The organism is Curtobacterium sp. VKM Ac-1376 (assembly GCF_015351025.1).
Lineage (GTDB): Bacteria > Actinomycetota > Actinomycetes > Actinomycetales > Microbacteriaceae > Curtobacterium.
Genome location: NZ_JADKRV010000003.1, coordinates 76,471 through 94,624, shown reverse-complemented (window position 1 = coordinate 94,624; position 18,154 = coordinate 76,471). Strand labels below are relative to the sequence as shown.

The following is an 18,154-nucleotide window of genomic DNA, read 5'->3' as shown; positions in this document are numbered from 1 at the left end:
TGCGAGGGGGTTGTGCGAACCGCCCAGGTCCGCAGCCCCTGTCGAAGAGGAGACGGACACCGCGCGACCGCGGCGTTCGCGACGGTCGGAGGGCTTGGAACAACGGGTCCGCCGCGCGGACGCGGAGAACCAGGGGTCCACGTTACGCGACGACCGGGCGTGTCGCAAGCCGCGCCTCCAGGCCTGGAGGCGCGGCGCAGCCGGGCGGGCTGCTCCCGCGGGCGCGTGGTCGCGATCACCGCCCCCGCGGAAGCCCCACCGGGGCCATGAGCAGGTACCGCTCCCGCCGGATCCAGTACAGCCCCGTTTCCCGCCGCTCGGCCCGGGTGGCGAACCGGTAGTGGAACATCCGAGCCCGGACCCACCGCGGCGGCTCCCCGTCGAACGGGTCACGGGCGAGCAGCCGCAGCGTGGGCCGGTCGGCCTCGAGCAGGCGGAGGACGAAGACCCGGAACCACCCATCGTCGGCGCCGAGGGCCAGGAACCACATCAGCCAGTCGAGCCGCAGGTGGTACGGCGCGAACTGCCCCGGCCGCCGTTTCGGGTCGCCCGGCTTGCCGCGGAACTCGTACGGCTGCCAGTCGTCCTCGTCGGGGTACTCGGCGAGCGTCCCCTCCACGATCACCTCGTCGCGCTGCTGCGTCACGCTGCCGAAGGCCCCGTACGCGTTGGCGAGGTGCCACCGGTTGAACGAGGCGTTCATGAGCTGCCGCCGGGACACCAGGTTCTTCGCGGCCGGCCAGGACAGCCACGCGAGCAGCAGTCCGACGACGACGGTCACGGCCACGAAGGAGACCGGGGTGTCGCTCGGTCCCGCCTCGACGCGCTCGTGCAGCCAGGGCAGCACCGCCGCCACGGACCGGTCGTCGATCGCGGCGAACGTCAGGACGAGCGTGATCCAGTTGAGCCAGGCGAAGTTGCCGGACACGACGAGCCAGAGCTGGGTGAGCAGGACGAGTGCGGCCGCGATCGACGCCACGGGCTGCGGTGCGAAGAGGAAGAACGGCACGACGAGCTGCACGACGTGGCTGCCGAGGGTCTCGAGCCGGTGCACGGGTCGGGGCAGCAGGTGCGCCGTCCGCGACACCGGGTTCGGCATCGGCTGCGTCTCGTGGTGGTAGTAGAGGGCCGTCAGGTCCCGCCACGAGCGGTCGCCGCGCATCTTGATCATCCCCGCACCGAACTCGAGCCGGAACACGAGCCAGCGCAGCCCGATGAGCACGACGATCGGCGGCGCGACGTCGTCGGCCCCGAGGAACGCGACGGTGAACAGCGCCTCGACCAGGAGCGACTCCCACCCGAACGCCCAGAACGTCTGCCCGACGTCGGAGATCGACAGGTACGCGAGCCAGAGCAGCAGGAAGCAGAGCATCGGCACCCACCAGCCGAACCGCTGCGGCAGCCCGACGACGAGGGCGAAGGACACCACCGCTCCCCCGGCGGCGAGCAGCCGGAACCGCCGGTCGGTGTACCGCCACCACCGCCAGACCACGGGGAGCCGACGGGCGTACGGGTGTTCCATGAAGCGGGGCACCGGTAGCAGCCCGCGTTCGCCGACGAGCGCCGGGAACTGGGCGAGGGCGGAGAGGAACGCCAGGCAGGCGATCGCCGCGACGCCGCGCTGCAGGACGAACCGGGCGACGTCGTAGTCGGACGCGCCCGCCCACTGGGTCCACGCTGCGAGATCCACGGGCGGGACGCTACGCGGGCCGCGCTGCAACCCGATTCGGGGTCGGCGAGGGCGCCTGCCCCGGCTACGGCGCCTGCGTCGGCTTCGGGGTCAGTGCCTGCACCATCAGCTCGCCGAGCTGCCGCGGTGCCGTGAACATCGGCCAGTGCCCCGTCTCGAGCCCGACGATGGACAGTTCCTCGGTCGCGACGAGTTCGGCTGCCCAGGCCTGGTGGTCCGCCACCATCGCGAGCAGCTCGGTCGCCGGGATCTCACACGTGATGATCGTCGCCGGGATCGCGTGCCGCGCCGCGTCGGTGTAGTGGAACCGGTCCGACGGCACCGCCGCCGGCTCCGGGATCGCCCGGTGCTCGACGGCCTGGCGCAACGAAGGCGTCATGCCCCGCACGGTGGCGGGTTCCCAGATGCCCCACGCCGGCAGCGGCACGACGCCGTCCACCACGGGCAGTTCGTCGTTGACGCACCCACCCTCCGGACCGGGGAACGTGTCGACGTAGAGCAGGTGCGCGACGAGCGACGGGCGCTGGTCGGCGGCCATGTACGCCATCGGCCCGGCACCCGAGTGTCCAGCGAGGACGACGGGTTCGTCGGCCGACGCGACGTCGTCGAGGACCCCGACGAGCGCGGCGACCTGCTCGTCGAGCGTGTCGCCGTCACGCGTGACCGCCTGCACCGAGTGTCCGGCTTCGCGGAGCACCGGGGCGACGTCGTCCCACGCGCTCGCGTCGAGCCAGAACCCGGGGACCAGGATGACGTGCATGCCGCGCAGGTTACTCGTCCGTGGCGGCCGTCGTGCGGGCGGCGGTGCAGACCGCGCACTCGCCGAAGATGTCGACGACGTGGCTGGCGTTCGTGAAGCCGTTCGCCGCCGCGACGTCCTGCGCCCACTGCTCGACCGGGTCGGCCTCGATCTCGACGGTCCTGCCGCAGTTCCGGCAGATCAGGTGGTGGTGGTGCGTGTCCGTCGTGCACGCCCGGTACAGCGATTCGCCGTCCTGCTGCAGCGAGTCGGCGTCGCCCTCCGTCGCCAGGTCGGCGAGCGCCCGGTACACGGTCGCCAGGCCGATCGTCGAACCCTCGTCGCGCAGGTGCTGGTGCAGCGCCTGCGCGCTGACGAACCCCTCGGTGGAGTCGAGTGCCCCGCGCACCGCTTCGCGCTGCCACGTGTTCCGCTTGGTCTTCTGCACGGCGTTCATGCTGACACCTCTTCCTTCCGACCGGCTGTCGACGTCGTCCCCGCCTGGAGGCCCGGCTCGCCCCCGCCACGCTGGTTCCGGCCGGCGACGCGGTTGCGTCCCCGCTTGTCGCGTCGCGACCCGATGATCCGGCAGACCACCCAGATCGCGAACGAGATCGTCGTCACGTACGGGCTGATCGGTAGGCCGCCACCCAGTGCGAGCAGGATGCCACCGACGACCGACGTCACGGCGAACAGCGTCGAGAGCACCGGCACGACGACCGGGTGCGAGCTGAGGCGCAGAGCCGCCGCCGCCGGCGTCACGAGCAGCGACAGCACGAGCAGCGCGCCGACGATCTGCACCGACACCGCGGTCGCCAGTCCGAGCACGAGCATGAAGACGATCGCGAGCGTGCGCACGGGGATGCCGGCCGCGGCCGCGACGTCCGGGTCGACCGACGCGAACATCAGCGGGCGCCAGATGACCAGGAGCGTCGCGACGACGATCGCCGCCACGACGATGAGGAACGTCAGCTGCGGGTTGTCGATCGAGACGATCTGCCCGGTGAGCAGCCCGAACTTGTTCGCCGCACGGCCCTTGTAGAGCGCGAGGCAGAGGATGCCGATCCCGAGCCCGAACGGCATCAGGACGGCGATGATCGAGTTGCGCTCCCGCGCCCGCGAGCCGAGCACGCCGATGAGCAGCGCTGCGATGACCGAGCCCACGAGTGAGCCGGACACGACGTTCACCCCGAGCAGCAGCGACGCACTCGCCCCGGCGAACGAGAGCTCCGAGATGCCGTGCACCGCGAACGGCATGTTCCGGGCGACGACGAACGGGCCGATGAGCCCGCCGACGATCCCGAGCACGGCACCGGCCCAGATCGAGTTCTGCACGAGCACGAGCAGCTCGCCGTAGTCCTGGAACGAGAAGACGGTCGACAGCAGGTCCATCAGAGCCGCCCTTCGTCCGGCCCGGGGGCGTGCGGGTCGACCTCGCCCGGGTGGTGGTGCTCGCCCGTGTGGTCGTGAGTGTCGTTCGCGCCGACGATGACGATCCGGCCCATGGTCCGCACGACGTCGACGGCGGTGCCGTACAGGTCGCTCAGCACGTCGGCTCGCAGGACCTCGTCCGGGGAACCGATCCGGAACCGTCCGCCGGCGATGTAGAGCACCCGATCGACGACGTCGAGGATCGGGTTCACGTCGTGCGTGACGAAGAGGACGGCGGCGTCGTGTTCGCGACGCTGGCGGTCGATGAGCTCGGTGATCCCGCGCTGGTGCCGCAGGTCGAGCGAGATGAGCGGCTCGTCGCAGAGCAGGAGCGCGGGGTCGGCGGCGATGGCCTGGCCGACGCGCGTGCGCTGCTGCTCACCGCCGGACAGCTCCGCGACGGGGGCGTCCGCGAACGCCGTCGCCCCGACCTCGTCGAGCACCCGGTCGACGCGGGCACGGTCCGCCTTCGACGTCGGGCGGATGCCCCAGCGGTGTCCGGTCACGCCCTGGGCGACCATGTCCCGCGCGCGGAGGGGCGTGCCCGCTTCCATCAGGCGCTGCTGCGGGATGTACCCGATCTTCCGGTGTCCGCGGTGCACGGGCTGCCCGAGGAACGACATCGTGCCACTCGTCAGACGCTGCTGGCCGAGCACGGTGCGCAGCAGCGAGGTCTTGCCGGCACCGTTCGGCCCGAGGACCGCGACGAACTCCCCCGGCGCGAGGTCCAGGTCGAGGTCCGCCCAGAGCTTCCGTTCGCCGTAGGACAGCCCGGCGTCGCGCAGCGCGAGGACCGGACGAGCCGCAGCCCGGTCGTCCACCGAGGTGGTCGCCGGGCCGCGGGTCGCCGCTGGTGCGGTCGAGGTCGTCACTTCTGGAGCGCTGCCTTCACCGCGTCGATGTTCGCCTGCTGCCACGAGACGTAATCCTGCCCCTCGGGGAGCGTTTCCGTGACACCGACGACCGGGACGTCGTTCTCTTCGGCGGCCTTCTGGACCTGCTCGGTCTCGGGGCTGGAGGTCTGGTCGTTGTAGGCGAGGAGCCTGACGCCCCCGCTCGTGAAGAGCGCGAGGGTGTCCCGGAGTGCTGCCGGCGGGACGTCGTCGTCCTCCTCGATCGCCTCGGAGAAGGCGTCGGGCGTCTCGTTCTCGAGGCCCATCGCGTCGAAGAGGTACCCGGGCACGGGCTCGGTGTACGCGACCTTGTCGCCCGCGTCCTGCTGCTTGACCGCGTCGGTCTGGGACTTGAGGTCCTCGAGCTTCGTCGTGAGCGCGTCCGCGTTCTCCTCGAACGCGTCCTGGCTGCCCTCGTCCAGCGCGCTGAGCTCCTTCGTGACCTCGTCGACCAGCTTCACCATGGTCGGGTAGCTGTAGAAGACGTGCTCGTTGAACTCGGTGTCCCCGCCCTTGTCCAACCCGGAGAGCTTGACGACGTTGATGGTGTCGGCCTTGGTGTCCGAGGCGTCGGCGAGCGTCGTCATGAAGTCGTCGTAGCCGCCACCGTTCTCGATGAGCAGGTCGGCCTTCGACACGGCGAGCTGCGTGCGGGCACTCGATTCGAACGAGTGCGGGTCCTGCGAGGGGTCATCCAAGATGCTCGTGACCGAGACGGCATCGCCGCCGATGGTCTCGACGATCGAGCCGTAGACGTTCGTGGAGGCGACGACCTTGATCGTGCCGTCGCTGCTGGCCTCTCCGGAGGCGGATGAGGTCGCGCACCCGGTCAGGGCGAGCGCGGCGGCGCCGGCGACGAGCGGGAGGGCGAGGAGGCGGTTGCGCATGCCCCGACGCTAGCGCCTACTGATAACGATTGTCAAAACCGCTACGAGGGCCCTCAGCGCGACCGGGAAACCGACGGGAGGCCCGGTGCCAGCTGGCACCGGGCCTCCCGTCTGGCGACGCTCGCGGCTACGGCTTCGTGGCCGCGTCGATCGTGTTCTCGGCGATCGTGTCCTCTTCACGCCCGGGCGTGCGGAGGTTCCACTTCTTGATCACGAAACTGAACAGGAAGTAGTAGACCACCGCGTAGCCGAGGCCGATCGGGATGAGCCAGATCGCGCCGTCCGCCTTGCCGAAGTTCAGCACGTAGTCGATCGCGCCGGCCGAGAACGAGAAGCCGTCGTGGATCCCGAGGGCGTTGACGAGGGCGAGCGAGGTGCCCGTGAGGACCGCGTGGATGACGTACAGCGGGAACGCCACGAACATGAACGAGTACTCGAGCGGCTCGGTGATGCCCGTGACGAACGAGGTGAGCGCAGCGGAGATCATGATGCCGCCGACGAGCTTGCGGTTCTGCGGCTTGGCGTTGCGCCAGATCGCGAGGGCACCGGCGGGCAGCGCGAACATCATGATCGGGAAGAAGCCGGTCTGGAAGATGCCGGCGGTCGGGTCGCCGGCGAGGAAGCGCGCGATGTCGCCGTGGTAGGTCACGCCGTCCGCGCCGGTGAAGCTGCCGAGCTGGAACCACGGGAAGAAGTTGAGCAGCTGGTGCAGGCCGATCGGGATGAGCATGCGGTTGACGAACCCGAAGATGCCACCGCCGATGACGGCGTTGTCGGCAACGGCGGTGCCGGCTGCCGTCAGCGCGATGTCGAAGTAGCGGTAGACGAACGACATCAGGACCGCGATGACGAGACCGGCGACGGCCGTCAGGATCGGGACGAGACGACGACCGGAGAAGAAGCCGAGGAAATCGGGCATCTTCGTCCGGTGGAACTTCTCCCACATGACGGCCGAGACGAGACCCATCACGATGCCGCCGAGGACACCGAAGTTGATCACCGCCTGGCCGCCGTTCGCGTCCTTGACGCCGTCGAGGACGATCGGGGACATGGCCGCGAAGACCTGGTACATGACCATGTACCCGACGACGGCCGCGAGCGCGGTGGTGCCGTCCGACTTCTTCGCCCAGCCGATCGCGATGCCGACCGCGAAGAGCAGCGGCAACCAGGTGAAGACGCCGTTGCCGGCGGCGGCGACGATGGTCGCACCCTTCTCGAACCCTGGGATGGCACCGAGCATGTCGGACTGACCGAGCCGGAGCAGGATGCCCGCGGCGGGCATCACGGCGATCGGCAGGAGGAGGCTCCGGCCGAGTCGCTGGGCGTTCGCGAAGAGCCTGGACTGCTTCTTCGGCTTCTTCTTCTCCGGCACGTCCGCGGCAGTGGTGGCGCTCATCGGAGTTCCTCTCGTCATTGGGTGGAGCTGTCGGGGTGAGTTGAGTCGTGCAGCCAGCGCAGGTAACCTCGGCGGTGTCGCCAGGTCCGGTCCTGTCCGGTCATGACCAGTTCCGTAGTCTGAACCGAGACCGGTCCGGTGTCAACCTGGTTCGAAAACCCTTAACGAGGAGGAAACGATGGCCGACATCAAGGCAGCCGACATCATCGCCGCGCTCGGCGGTGCCGACAACATCGAAGAGGTCGAGGGCTGCATCACGCGCCTCCGCGTCGAGGTCGAGGACGGGGACCTGGTCGACAAGGCCGCGCTGCAGGCCGCCGGGGCCCAGGCCGTCGTCGGTGGCGGCACCGGGTGGCAGGTCATCGTCGGCACCATCGCCGACAACCTCGCGCAGGACATCCAGGACGAACTGTGACCGCCGTCCGCACCCCGTTCGCCGGCCCGGTCGTCGCGCTCGCCGACGTGCCCGACCCGGTGTTCGCCGGGCAGCTCGTCGGCGCCGGTGTCGCGGTCGACCCGACGGGCGTCGAGGGCGCGGTCACCGCGGTGGCCCCGGTCGACGGCACCATCGTGAAGCTCCACCCGCACGCGTTCGCGCTGCAGGGCGCCGCGGGCACGGACATCCTGGTGCACGTCGGCATCGACACCGTGAAGCTCGCGGGCGAGGGCTTCGAGCTCCTCGCTGCGGAGGGCGCCACCGTCACCGCCGGTGACCCCGTGGTGCGCTTCACCCCCTCCGCCATCTCCGCCGCCGGCTACTCGCCGATCTGCCCGGTCGTCGTACTCGGCTCGACGGCGGACAGCGTCGACCAGGGCGCGGTCGGCACCACGGTGCTCGACGGCGACACCCTGTACGAGGTCTAGGGACTCTTCCTCGCCGAAGCGACTGTGTGCTGCGAACTGTTCGCGGCACGCAGTCGCTTTCGCGTTCCGGATGGGGCTACGCGACCGCCGGGGTCGCGGTGACCTCCATCTGCACCCGGTAGCGGTCCGAGCGGTACCAGCTGCGGGTGTGCTCCACGGGGCGCTCCCCCGCGTACGACACCCGGTCGAACTCGAGCACGGGTGCGCCGGTCTTCGTGCCGAGCAGCGTCGCCACGTCGTCGGCAGCGGGGTTCGCCGCGACGGTCTGCTGCGCGCGGTCGATCGGGGTGCCGTACTCCGTTGCGATGATCGAGTACACCGAACCGGACAGGTCGTGGTCGAGCAGGCCCGGGAACGCGTCGGCCACGAGCCAGGCGTCGTCGATCGACACCGGGGCGCCGTCGGCCATCCGCAGGCGCTTCACGTGGAAGGCCGGCACGTCCGGGTCGATGCGCAACGCCGCGGCGGTGTCGGCCGGCGGCACCCGCTCCTCGCGCACGAGCACGACGGTGGTCGGCTCGTGCCCCATCGCCCGCATCTCCTCGGTGAACGAGGCGAGGTGCAGCGTCGACTGCACGGGCCGGTGCGCCACGAAGGTGCCCTTGCCGCGGACGCGCTCCAGGTAGCCCTCGTTGACCAGTTGCCCGAGGGCTTCCCGCACGGTGATCCGCGAGACGCCGTACTCGGTGATGAGCTGGCGTTCGGACGGGATCGCCGCACCCGGGGCGAGGCGCTTCGTGACGAGGTCGAGCAGGATGCGCCGCAGCTGCTGGTGCTTGGGTTCGGCACCCTCGGTGATGCGGCTCGTCATGGCGTCCCTCGTGCTCCGTTGCTGGTCCTGGGCGGTGGTCATGCGCGGACATGACCAGTTCCCATCACAGTAGCGAGTCAGCCCGGGAAGACCAACGTCGCTCACTCCCGTCGCAATGGAACATGCATTTCACATTCTTGACATCAGTGATGCACCGCTGCCACGATCGGTCGAGCCTCATCGGCGGGCACATGGGAGGAAACAGTCATGCACAAGTCCAGAACGAAGATGCTCGTCGGCCTCGGTCTCACCGTCGGCCTGATCACGGGCACTGCGACGGCGGCATCAGCTGCGCAGTTCGAGGTCATGGGATCAGGGTCGGAAGCCGGCGGAGTGGCCGTCGCTGCTTCCGGCGCAAGTGCGAGCGGTGAGACCAGCGGCATCGGCACCAACAACGACGGCGGGGGCGGGAGCTTCTGGCAGTGGGGCGTCGGCAAGGACGACACCTGGTCGAACTACTTCCGCGAGAAGCGGTGCCACGGCGCGACCGCGGTCGGCAAGAAGTCGAAGCGCGTCACGGACGTGCCAGGCGGCCGGTACGCGATGGCGATGACACCGAAGGCGCGCAGCGGCAACAAGGCGTACTACCACAACTGCTGAGACCGGGAGCGGGCGGTCCCGGTCGACCGTCCGCTCACGCTCACGCTCACGCTCGCCGCAAGGGGGACCATGAACATCCGATCGGTGACGCTCGCCTACTTCGTCCCACCCCTCCTGGCTTCCGTCCTGGGCTTCATCGGCCTGGTGCAGGTCAGCGAAGCCGGCATCGTGGGCGCCTCGTCCGTGGTGACCGCTGCCGCCGGTGCTGAGACCAGGTCGAACCAGCGTGTCGCGATCGCACTCGAGCAGGTCGCCGAGGCCGAGCACGCGACGATCGCCCGGGTGGTGGCGGACCGCGCAGCTCCGACGACGCGCCGCGTGGCGCTCGTCACCGACGCTCCCTCGAGCCGCGGTGCCGGTTGGCTCCTCGACGGGTACGAGGACTTCACGAGGTCGATGGTCACCACCGTCCGTCCGATGTCGGATCTCGACCAGTTCGACTCGACCGGCTCGTACTTGGTCTTCGGGGACGACGACGCTCGGCGAGCCGTCGTGAGCGCACTGGCAGACGCCGGGTACGAGGTCAGCGTGGAGCGCATGCCGCTCCTGCAACGCATCGGCGTCACCGACGGTTTGGATCAGACCCTGGCCCTGGTCGGAGCACTCGTCTCGGGATGCGTGGCGCTCTGCCTGATGACGACCGTCGGGGCCCCTCGCCGCAGCGCAGTCCGCCGACTGCACGGAGACACCACAGCCGCCATCGTCATCCAGGAGCTGGCTGAGCTCCGGACCGCCATGCTCGTCACCGCCATCGGGGTACCCGTCGCCGCCATCGGGCTCTGGTTCTACAACGGGCTCGCTTCGGCGGCGACCCTCGCCGCCGCGATCTCCGTGTTCTGCGTGGGGCTGCTCGTACCGGTCGTCGTCGCGCACACGATCGGCACGGTGGTCGCGTGTCGACAGCCGTTGGCCGGCGCACTGCGGGGTGCTCGACCAGCGGGCGCGCTCCTGCTCGTCACGCAGATCGCACGGTTGCCCGCGCTGCTGTTGCTCGTCGCGGCCGTCTTCGACCTGACCGGGGCAGTGACCACCGCGCGACAGGGGACGGCAGAACGGAGTCTGCGGGCGGCCGGCGAAACCGTCCAGCTCTGGGTCACCCCGGATCCCCGCCCGGTCGAGGAGCAGGCCTACTGGGACCGCATCGGTGACTTCGCCGGCGGGGCGCTCGAGCGGCGTGATGCGTTCCTCGCCGCTGCGGTCGAGGTGTCGAGCGGCAGAGGGAAGTCCACGGTTCCTGCACTCTTCGTCGACCAGGGCTACCTCGATCTGCAGGCAGTCCGTTCCGTGGACGGGGCCCGCATCACCACCGACGGCGCGGAGATCGCCGTGTGGATGCCTGCCGACAGTGACCTCTCCCGCGAGCGGCTCGTCGAGGGCTTGACCGAATGGCAGTTGCGGGATGCACCCGACGCTCTCCTCGAGCACGTCACCGGTGGCACGCTGGCACGCCAGCAGGTCTACGCGTACCCGGACGACGCATCGTCGCGCGCGTGGCTCGACGACGCCGTGATCGTGGTCGTCCCCACACCGGTCGACGTCTTCTCGGCCGATGAACTCGGATCGTGGTTGTCCACCGGAGACGTCGTCTTCACGTCCCGTGCTGCCGCCGAGCGGTCGATCGGCGCGTCGGGGCTCCGCGCCGAGTTCAGCGCGGTCGTCGCGGTGGGTCAGTCTGCGGCGGAACAGGCACAGCACGCAGCGACGACAGTGGCGATCGGGACGGGCACCCTGGTCAGCACCCTCGCCGTCAGCGTCATGCTCGGGATGGTCGCCACGATCGCGCACCGACGCCGGCACGGCCGTGCGCTGTTCGCGAAGTTCACCAGTGGCGTCTCGCCCGTCCGCACCGATGCTGGCCTGCTGACGATCGAAGCCGGTCTGGTCTCGATCTCCGTCATCGCCGTCGTCAACACCTGGTGGTCGCAACGCCCGGACGGAAGCGGGCTCAGATCGGCGCTCGACCCGGTCGCGCTGTCAGCCGGAGTCGCCGGGGCGCTCGCACTCGTGTCGCTCGCGGCGGTGAGCGCCACGAGCCTCGTCGTCATGGCCGTCACGGCGCGGAGCACTGCACGCAACCGAGGGAGCGGATCACGATGATCGAGGTACGGAACGCATCGAAGCGTCGCGGAGGCCGCGCGCTGTGGCAACACCTGTCGTTCGAGGTGGCGGGCGGAGAGATCGTCGGCTTGGTCGGGCCGAGCGGCTGCGGGAAGTCGACGCTGCTCGACTGCATCGGGCACATCGATGCGCTCGACGGCGGCACGATCCGGATCAACGGAGAGTCGGCGGGCTCGAACGGGCGGCGGGCTCGACTGATCCGGCGGCGCCACCTCGGGTACCTGTTCCAGGACTTCGGGTTGGTGCCGGACATGACGGTCCAGTCGAACGTCGACGTGGTTCGCCTGCCGGACGGACGGCGCAGACACCGAGGCATCCGGACGGGTGAGGCCCTGGACCGGGTCGGTCTGGCCGGACGCGGAACCGACCGGGTCCACGAACTCAGCGGCGGCGAGCAGCAGCGCGTCGCGATGGCGCGGCTCCTGGTGAAGCGTCCGTCGGTCATCCTCGCTGACGAGCCGACGAGTGCCCTCGACGACGGCAACGCGGCGATGGTGCTCGACCTGCTGGGCGAGCTGGCGGCTGACGGAGCAGCCGTCCTGATCGCGACGCATTCGTCATCGGTCGAATTGCGCGCCGCACGGAGCATCACGCTCGGCGGACCCGCTCGCTGACGGGTCAGGCGTTGGCGACGAGCCAGGCGAACTGCTCGTCGGAGAGCAGCCGATCCGTCCAGACCTGTCCGTCGACCCCGGCGGCCGCACGGTTCTGCACGGCGGGCGGCCCCTGCCAGACCAGCGAGAGTCCGGCACGACGGAGCACCGCGGCGGAGGCGGGGTTGTTCGTGAGCACGCGCCCGGTCACCGGTACGTCGGGAGCGGTCTCGGCAGCAGCCCGGACGGCCGCGAGGGCGATCTCGGACGCGAAGCCCTGCCCCCAGGCGGCCGGCGCCAGGCGGTAGCCGAGGTTCCAGACCCCACCGGCGGTCATGTCGACCCCACCGACGCCGACGAAGGCGTGGTCGGAGGCGTTCCGGACCGCCCAGGACCCGAGGCCGTGCCGTGCACGACCGCCGATCTTGCGCTGCACCATGTCCACGCTCGAGCTCCGCGCCACGTGCCGACCGGTGGGCAGGTGCTGCCACGTGCGGGCGTCCGAGAAGAGCGCGTGCACGTCGTCGATGTCGGCCGGGGTCAGCGGGGTGAGCAGGAGGCGATCCGTTCGGATCTCCTGCGAGGGGGTCAGGAGCTGGTGGACCATGCACCGATCATGCCGCCGACCCACGACATCCGCGTGAACACCACGCGACGATCGCCGGATCGCGCGGACTCCGTGCGGAGAGCCGCAGGGAGTCCGCACGGGAGCGGCGACTAGTCGAGCAGGAGCGCGGGCTCCTCGAGCACCGAGGCGACGTCGTGCACGAAGCGGGACGCCACGTCACCGTCGACGACCCGGTGGTCGAACGAGGCACCGATGGTCGTCACCATGCGCGAGCGGACCTCGCCGTCGACGACCCACGGCTTCGGCTTGATCGTGCCCATGGCGACGATCGCGACCTCTCCCGGGTTGAGGATGGGGGTGCCGGTGTCCATGCCGAACACGCCGATGTTCGTGATCGACACGGTGCCGTTCGCCATCTGCTTCGGAGTGGTCTTTCCGTCACGGGCGGTCAGGGTGAGCTCCTCGAGGGCCTGCGCCAGCTCGAGCAGCGACATGTCCTGCGCGTCCTTGATGTTCGGCACGATGAGCCCGCGCGGGGTCGCCGCGGCGATCCCGAGGTTCACGAAGTGGTGGACGATGATCTCGCGGTCGGTCCAGGTCGAGTTCACCGAACGGTTCCGGCGGACGGCCCAGATGACGGCCTTCGCGACGATGAGCAGCGGCGAGACCTTGACCCCGGCGAACGTCGGCGAGGCCTTGAGCCGCTTGACGAACTCCATCGTGTGGGTCGCGTCGACGTCGACGAACAGCGACACGTGCGGTGCCGTGAACGCCGAGGTGGTCATGGCGGTCGCGATGGCCTTGCGGACGCCCTTGACCGGGATCGTCTCACTGCGCACCTCGCCCCACTCGGGCGTCTCGATGTTGCGGAAGACGCTCGCCTGCTTCGCGTGCCGGATGACGTCGTCGCGCGTGACCTCGCCGGCCAGGCCGGTCGCGACGATCGCGGTCAGCTCGACGCCGAGGTCCTTGGCGAGCTTGCGGATCGGGGGCTTCGCCAGCACGTTCGTCGCGGTGCTCTGCTTGCGCGCGGAGCCCGTGCCGAGAGCACTGATCGCCTCGGCGGTGCTCTCCTCGCCCGGGTCGACGGCAGCTTCGGCCGCTGCTGCGGCGTCCACACTGGAGGCACGGCTCGCCTCGGCCGCGAGCGCTGCAGCCCGGCGGGCACCCGGCTTGCGACGCGACGGCGACGAGGTCGCCGAGCCGTACCCGACGAGGACGGCTCCGGACGACTCGTCCGTCCCGACGACGGAGGCGCCGTCAGCGACGGGCTGCACCGGCGCAGTCGGTGCAGCGGCGGGGGACGGAGCCGGCGCGACCGGAGCGGGCGCAGCAGCACGTGCCGGTGCAGCCGCGGGAGCGGGAGGGGTCTGCGCGACCGGAGCCGGCGATGCGGCGGGGGCCGTCGGGGTCGCCGCCACCACCGGCGAGACCGGGGCGGTCTCCGTGACGGGGGACGGGCCTCCCGACGGGCCTGCAGGGGGTACGACGGCCGCGCCGGACGCCACCGACGCGTCCGAGTCGACCCGGATGATCGGCTTGCCGACCTCGACCGTGTCGCCCTCGGACACGAGCAGCCCCGTGACGGTGCCGGCGAACGGCGACGGCAGTTCGACCAGCGACTTCGCGGTCTCGATCTCGACGAGCACCTGGTCGACGGCGATCTCGTCCCCGATGGCGACGCGCCACTGCACGATCTCGGCCTCGGTGAGACCTTCACCCACGTCGGGCAGGGGGAATTCGGCGGCGGCCACTACGGCTCCTTCGCGGATCTGGTCGAGCTCGGTCGGACGGGTCCTCGGTCGGACGGGTCAGTAGGCGAGGGCGCGGTCGACGGCCTCGAGGATGCGGTCGGCGTCCGGCAGGTGCAGGTGTTCGAGCTTCGAGACCGGGAACGGCACGTCGAAGCCGGACACCCGCAGTGGCGGCGCCTGCATCGTGTAGAACGCCCGCTCGGCGACGGTCGCGGCGATCTCGCTGCCGACACTGACGAAGCCCGACGCCTCTTGTGCGATGACCAGGCGGCCGGTCTTGCGCACCGAGGCGAGCAGCGGCTCCCAGTCGATCGGGGAGATCGAGCGGAGGTCGATGACCTCGCAGCTGGTGCCCTCGGACTCGGCGACGGTCGCCGCCTGCATCAGCGTCGCGACCATGGCGCCGTGGCCGACGAGGGTGACCTCGGTGCCGGTGCGGGCGACACGCGTGGTGTGCATCGGGACGTGGCCGTCGACGAGGTCGACCTCGCCCTTCGGCCAGTAGCGCGACTTCGGCTCGAGGAAGATCACCGGGTCCTTCGACGCGATGGCCTCCTGGATCATCCAGTACGCGTCGTTCGGGGTGCTCGGGCTGACGACGCGGAGGCCCGGGGTGTGCGCGAAGTACGCCTCCGGGGACTCCTGGTGGTGCTCCACGGCACCGATGTGGCCGCCGTAGGGGATGCGGATGACGACCGGCAGCGACATGTGCGCCGGCAGGCGGTTCGCCATCTTCGCGAGCTGCGAGGTGATCTGGTCGAAGCCGGGCCACACGAAGCCGTCGAACTGGATCTCGACCACCGGGCGGTAACCGCGCAGGGCGAGGCCGATCGCGGTGCCGATGATGCCGGCCTCGGCGAGCGGGGTGTCCCGCACGCGCTCCGGGCCGAAGCGGTCCTGCAGGCCCTCGGTGATGCGGAAGACGCCGCCGAGCTGGCCGATGTCCTCGCCCATCAGCAGGACCTTGTCGTCCGCCTGCATCGCCGCGGCGAGCCCGGCGTTCAGGGCCTTCGCCATCGGCAGGGTCGGGGTGGGGTCGCTCGGGACCTCGCCGGCGCCCGGGTGGGCGCGGAGCGTGTAGTCGAAGAGCTGCTCGGTGGTGCTCATGCGCGGGCGCCCCCTTCGAAGCCGGCCTCGTACTGCTCCAGCCAGGCCTTCTGCTCGGTGATCAACGGATGCGGCTCGCGGTACACGTTGTCGAACATCACGTCGACGGACGGTGCCGTGAGGGCGACGGTGCGACGGCGGACGTCGGCGGCGATGTCCTCGCCCTCTTCGTCGAACGCCGCGAACTGCTCGTCGGTCACGCCCTTCGAGCGCAGGTACGCCTCGGACCGGACGATCGGGTCGCGACGGACCCACTCCTCGAGCTCGCCGTCGGCGCGGTACCGGCTCGGGTCGTCCGAGCTGGTGTGCGCACCGATGCGGTAGGTGTCGGCCTCGATGAAGGCCGGGCCCTTGCCGCTGCGGGCGTGCTCGGTCGCGACGACCGACGCGGTGTACGAGGCGAGGATGTCGTTGCCGTCGATGAGGACGCTCGGGATCCCGAAGCCGCGCGGGCGGTCGACGAGTGGTGTCGGGGACTGCACCGACACGGGCACGGAGATCGCCCAGTGGTTGTTCTGCAGGAAGAAGACGACGGGCGCCTTGGTGGACGCGGAGAAGACGAAGGCCTCGTTCACGTCACCCTGGCTGGTGGCGCCGTCGCCGAAGTAGACGATGGAGCAGGCGTCGCGGTCCGGGTCACCCGTGCCGACGTCGCCGTCGAGCTTCTGCCCGAGCGCGTAGCCGGTGGCGTGCAGGGTCTGCGAGCCGATCACCAGGGTGGAGATGTGCGTGTTGCCGCGCTGGTCCGGGTCCCACCCACCGTGGGTCTGCCCGCGGTACATCGCGATGATCTCCATCGGCTCGACACCGCGCTGCATCGTGACGGCGTGCTCGCGGTACGACGGGAACACGTGGTCCTGGGCACGCAGGGCGAAGGCGGAGCCGGTCTGTGCGGCTTCCTGCCCGTGGCTGGGCACCCACAGGCCGAGCTGGCCCGTGCGCTGCAGGTTGTGGCCGGCGTGGTCGAACCGACGGGTGAGCACCATGCGACGGTGCATCGCCAGCAGGGTCTCGTCCGGGATCGCTCGCGCAGCGGCGGCGAACTCGGCGTTCTCGTCGGTCTCCACGAACCGGCCCTCGGGGTCGAGGAGCCGGACGGTGGTCGTCGCGGGAGCCGCGGCGCGGAATGACATGCGGGCCAGCGTAGCGCCAGCCATCAGTCGGCCACCTGGAGGTCCCCCACAAGTGAGCGGGCCGTTTCGAGGAGCGTTTCCACAGCCTCGTGTTCGCCGATCGAGATGCGGATGCCCTCCGGCGGGAAGGCCCGGACGATGATGCCGGCGTCCTCGAAGGCGGCGGCCGCGGCGACCGTCCGCTCCCCCGTCGGCAGCCAGAGGAAGTTGCCCTGGGCATCCGGGACGTCCCAGCCCTGGGCGCGGAGCTCTCCGGCGATCCGGTCCCGCAGGGCCGCGATCTCGGAGACGCGCTCGAGCAGTTCGGCCTCACGCTCCAGGCTGGCCAGTGCGGCGGCCTGCCCCTGGGCGGTCACCGACAGCGGGATGGCGCAGGCACGGACGGCGTCGAGCACGTACGCCGGGCCGAGGGCGTACCCGACCCGGAGACCCGCGAGCCCGTACGCCTTCGAGAACGTGCGGAGGACGACGAGGTTCGGGTACTGCGCGAGCAGCGGGGCGCCGTGGACGGCCGTCTCGTCGCTCACGAACTCGGCGTATGCCTCGTCGAGCACGACCAGCACGGATCCGGGTACCGCGGCCATGAAGGACACGAACTCGGCGGCGGTCACGGTCGGGCCGGTCGGGTTGTTCGGCGAGCAGACGATCACCGTGCGGGTGCGCTCGGTGACGGCCGCGGCCATGGCGTCGAGGTCGTGCCCGCCGTCCGGCCGGTTCGGCACCTGCACGCTGGTGGCACCGGCGACCGTGACGACCCCCGGGTACGCCTCGAACGAGCGCCAGGCGTACACGATCTCGTCCCCGGGGCCGGAGGTCGCACGCGCGAGCTCGTGCAGGATCGCGACACTGCCGGGGGCGACGTGCACCTGCTCGGCGGTCAGGCCGAAGCGGTTGGCGAGGACGGCACGCACGGCGAGGGCGGTGGCGTCGGGGTACCGGTTGTACGAGGTCTGCGCCTGCACGGCCTCGACCACACCCGGGAGCGGCGGGAACGGGTTCTCGTTGCTCGACAGCTTGAAGGCGGAGTCGGCCGCCTGACGTCCCTGCTTGTACGCGGGGAGGACGGCCACCTCGGGCCGGATGTGCACACGCTGCTCGCTCACCCGCACAGGCTACCGGCACGCACTCGGCACCCACGAGGGGAACCGAGGGCATCATGGGGGCATGCGATTCCTCGTCCGCCTCGTCGTCAACGCCGTCGCGCTCTGGCTCACCACGCTCATCGTCAGCGGCGTCTCGGTGACCCCGTTCGGTGACGGCGGGACCACCGCGACCGTCCTCACCTTCCTGCTCGTGGCGTTCGTGTTCGGCCTCGTGAACGCGGTGATCGGCACGCTGATCCGGATCGTGGCGTTCCCGATCTACATCCTGACCCTCGGACTCATCTCGTTCGTCGTGAACGCGATCCTGCTGCTCATCGTCGCGGGCATCTCGGAGGCCTTCGGCTTCGGGCTCGAGGTGGACTCGTTCGGCTGGGGCATCGTCGGCGCCTTCGTGCTCGCGGTCTTCGCATGGCTGATCGGGCTCGTCGCCCGACCGGTGCTGCGCCATCAGCGGGCGTGACCGGGGC

General features: G+C 70.5%; 19 protein-coding genes. 6 read left to right on the top strand and 13 right to left on the bottom strand.

Annotated elements, in window-relative coordinates; genetic code table 11:
• Positions 1–235: 235 nt before the first annotated feature.
• The 7 genes from ITJ56_RS05300 to ITJ56_RS05270 all read right to left on the bottom strand — a co-directional run bounded on the left by ITJ56_RS05300 (position 236) and on the right by ITJ56_RS05270 (position 7,036).
• Positions 236–1,690: a lipase maturation factor family protein gene (locus tag ITJ56_RS05300; RefSeq protein WP_194628410.1), complete on the bottom strand. Its 1,455-nt coding sequence runs from the start codon at positions 1,688–1,690 to the stop codon at positions 236–238.
• Positions 1,691–1,754: 64 nt separating this feature from the next.
• Complete coding sequence (locus ITJ56_RS05295; protein WP_194628409.1) at positions 1,755–2,450, bottom strand: alpha/beta fold hydrolase; 696 nt, start codon at positions 2,448–2,450, stop codon at positions 1,755–1,757.
• A gap of 10 nt (positions 2,451–2,460) precedes the next feature.
• Positions 2,461–2,886: a Fur family transcriptional regulator gene (locus ITJ56_RS05290; protein ID WP_194628408.1), complete on the bottom strand. Its 426-nt coding sequence runs from the start codon at positions 2,884–2,886 to the stop codon at positions 2,461–2,463.
• Positions 2,883–3,821, bottom strand: coding sequence for a metal ABC transporter permease (locus ITJ56_RS05285; protein WP_194628407.1), 939 nt, complete (start codon positions 3,819–3,821; stop codon positions 2,883–2,885). Before ITJ56_RS05285 ends, ITJ56_RS05290 begins: the two co-directional genes overlap by 4 nt.
• The gene (locus ITJ56_RS05280) at positions 3,821–4,681 is read right to left on the bottom strand and encodes a metal ABC transporter ATP-binding protein (RefSeq protein ID WP_194628918.1); all 861 of its coding nucleotides are present in this window, start codon (positions 4,679–4,681) and stop codon (positions 3,821–3,823) included. The genes ITJ56_RS05285 and ITJ56_RS05280 overlap by 1 nt, the downstream gene beginning before the upstream one ends.
• 47 nt (positions 4,682–4,728) lie before the next feature.
• Entirely contained in the window at positions 4,729–5,640 is a 912-nt protein-coding gene (locus ITJ56_RS05275) for a metal ABC transporter solute-binding protein, Zn/Mn family (protein WP_194628406.1), read from the bottom strand.
• Positions 5,641–5,767: 127 nt separating this feature from the next.
• The gene (locus tag ITJ56_RS05270) at positions 5,768–7,036 is read right to left on the bottom strand and encodes a PTS transporter subunit EIIC (RefSeq protein WP_194628399.1); all 1,269 of its coding nucleotides are present in this window, start codon (positions 7,034–7,036) and stop codon (positions 5,768–5,770) included.
• A gap of 178 nt (positions 7,037–7,214) precedes the next feature.
• Here ITJ56_RS05270 and ITJ56_RS05265 point away from each other — a divergent pair, with 178 nt between their 5' ends.
• Both ITJ56_RS05265 and ITJ56_RS05260 read left to right on the top strand, forming a co-directional pair.
• Complete coding sequence (locus ITJ56_RS05265) at positions 7,215–7,451, top strand: PTS transporter subunit EIIB (protein ID WP_071293232.1); 237 nt, start codon at positions 7,215–7,217, stop codon at positions 7,449–7,451.
• Positions 7,448–7,900: a PTS sugar transporter subunit IIA gene (locus tag ITJ56_RS05260; protein WP_194628397.1), complete on the top strand. Its 453-nt coding sequence runs from the start codon at positions 7,448–7,450 to the stop codon at positions 7,898–7,900. Before ITJ56_RS05265 ends, ITJ56_RS05260 begins: the two co-directional genes overlap by 4 nt.
• 76 nt (positions 7,901–7,976) lie before the next feature.
• Here the strand turns inward: ITJ56_RS05260 and ITJ56_RS05255 are convergent, their stop codons facing one another.
• Entirely contained in the window at positions 7,977–8,753 is a 777-nt protein-coding gene (locus ITJ56_RS05255; RefSeq protein ID WP_228517221.1) for a GntR family transcriptional regulator, read from the bottom strand.
• A gap of 165 nt (positions 8,754–8,918) precedes the next feature.
• Between ITJ56_RS05255 and ITJ56_RS05250 the strand changes: the two genes are divergently transcribed.
• From ITJ56_RS05250 to ITJ56_RS05240, 3 genes are all read left to right on the top strand, one after another.
• On the top strand, positions 8,919–9,311 hold the full coding sequence (locus ITJ56_RS05250) for a lactococcin 972 family bacteriocin (protein ID WP_194628395.1): 393 nt from the start codon (positions 8,919–8,921) through the stop codon (positions 9,309–9,311).
• A 69-nt stretch (positions 9,312–9,380) separates the two neighbouring features.
• Entirely contained in the window at positions 9,381–11,408 is a 2,028-nt protein-coding gene (locus ITJ56_RS05245; protein WP_194628393.1) for a hypothetical protein, read from the top strand.
• Entirely contained in the window at positions 11,405–12,043 is a 639-nt protein-coding gene (locus tag ITJ56_RS05240) for an ABC transporter ATP-binding protein (RefSeq protein ID WP_194628391.1), read from the top strand. Before ITJ56_RS05245 ends, ITJ56_RS05240 begins: the two co-directional genes overlap by 4 nt.
• 4 nt (positions 12,044–12,047) lie before the next feature.
• Here the strand turns inward: ITJ56_RS05240 and ITJ56_RS05235 are convergent, their stop codons facing one another.
• The 5 genes from ITJ56_RS05235 to ITJ56_RS05215 form a co-directional block, all read right to left on the bottom strand.
• Complete coding sequence (locus ITJ56_RS05235) at positions 12,048–12,629, bottom strand: GNAT family N-acetyltransferase (RefSeq protein ID WP_194628389.1); 582 nt, start codon at positions 12,627–12,629, stop codon at positions 12,048–12,050.
• A gap of 110 nt (positions 12,630–12,739) precedes the next feature.
• A complete protein-coding gene (locus tag ITJ56_RS05230; protein ID WP_194628387.1) occupies positions 12,740–14,344 on the bottom strand; it encodes a dihydrolipoamide acetyltransferase family protein in 1,605 nt (534 codons plus the stop codon).
• A 57-nt stretch (positions 14,345–14,401) separates the two neighbouring features.
• The gene (locus ITJ56_RS05225) at positions 14,402–15,361 is read right to left on the bottom strand and encodes an alpha-ketoacid dehydrogenase subunit beta (RefSeq protein WP_194628913.1); all 960 of its coding nucleotides are present in this window, start codon (positions 15,359–15,361) and stop codon (positions 14,402–14,404) included.
• 86 nt (positions 15,362–15,447) lie between these two features.
• A complete protein-coding gene (locus tag ITJ56_RS05220; RefSeq protein WP_194628366.1) occupies positions 15,448–16,584 on the bottom strand; it encodes a thiamine pyrophosphate-dependent dehydrogenase E1 component subunit alpha in 1,137 nt (378 codons plus the stop codon).
• Positions 16,585–16,607: 23 nt separating this feature from the next.
• The gene (locus tag ITJ56_RS05215) at positions 16,608–17,687 is read right to left on the bottom strand and encodes a histidinol-phosphate transaminase (RefSeq protein WP_194628364.1); all 1,080 of its coding nucleotides are present in this window, start codon (positions 17,685–17,687) and stop codon (positions 16,608–16,610) included.
• A gap of 61 nt (positions 17,688–17,748) precedes the next feature.
• On the opposite strand from ITJ56_RS05215, the gene ITJ56_RS05210 reads away from it, so the two are divergent.
• Positions 17,749–18,147, top strand: coding sequence for a phage holin family protein (locus ITJ56_RS05210; RefSeq protein WP_194628362.1), 399 nt, complete (start codon positions 17,749–17,751; stop codon positions 18,145–18,147).
• The last annotated feature ends 7 nt before the right edge of the window (positions 18,148–18,154 follow it).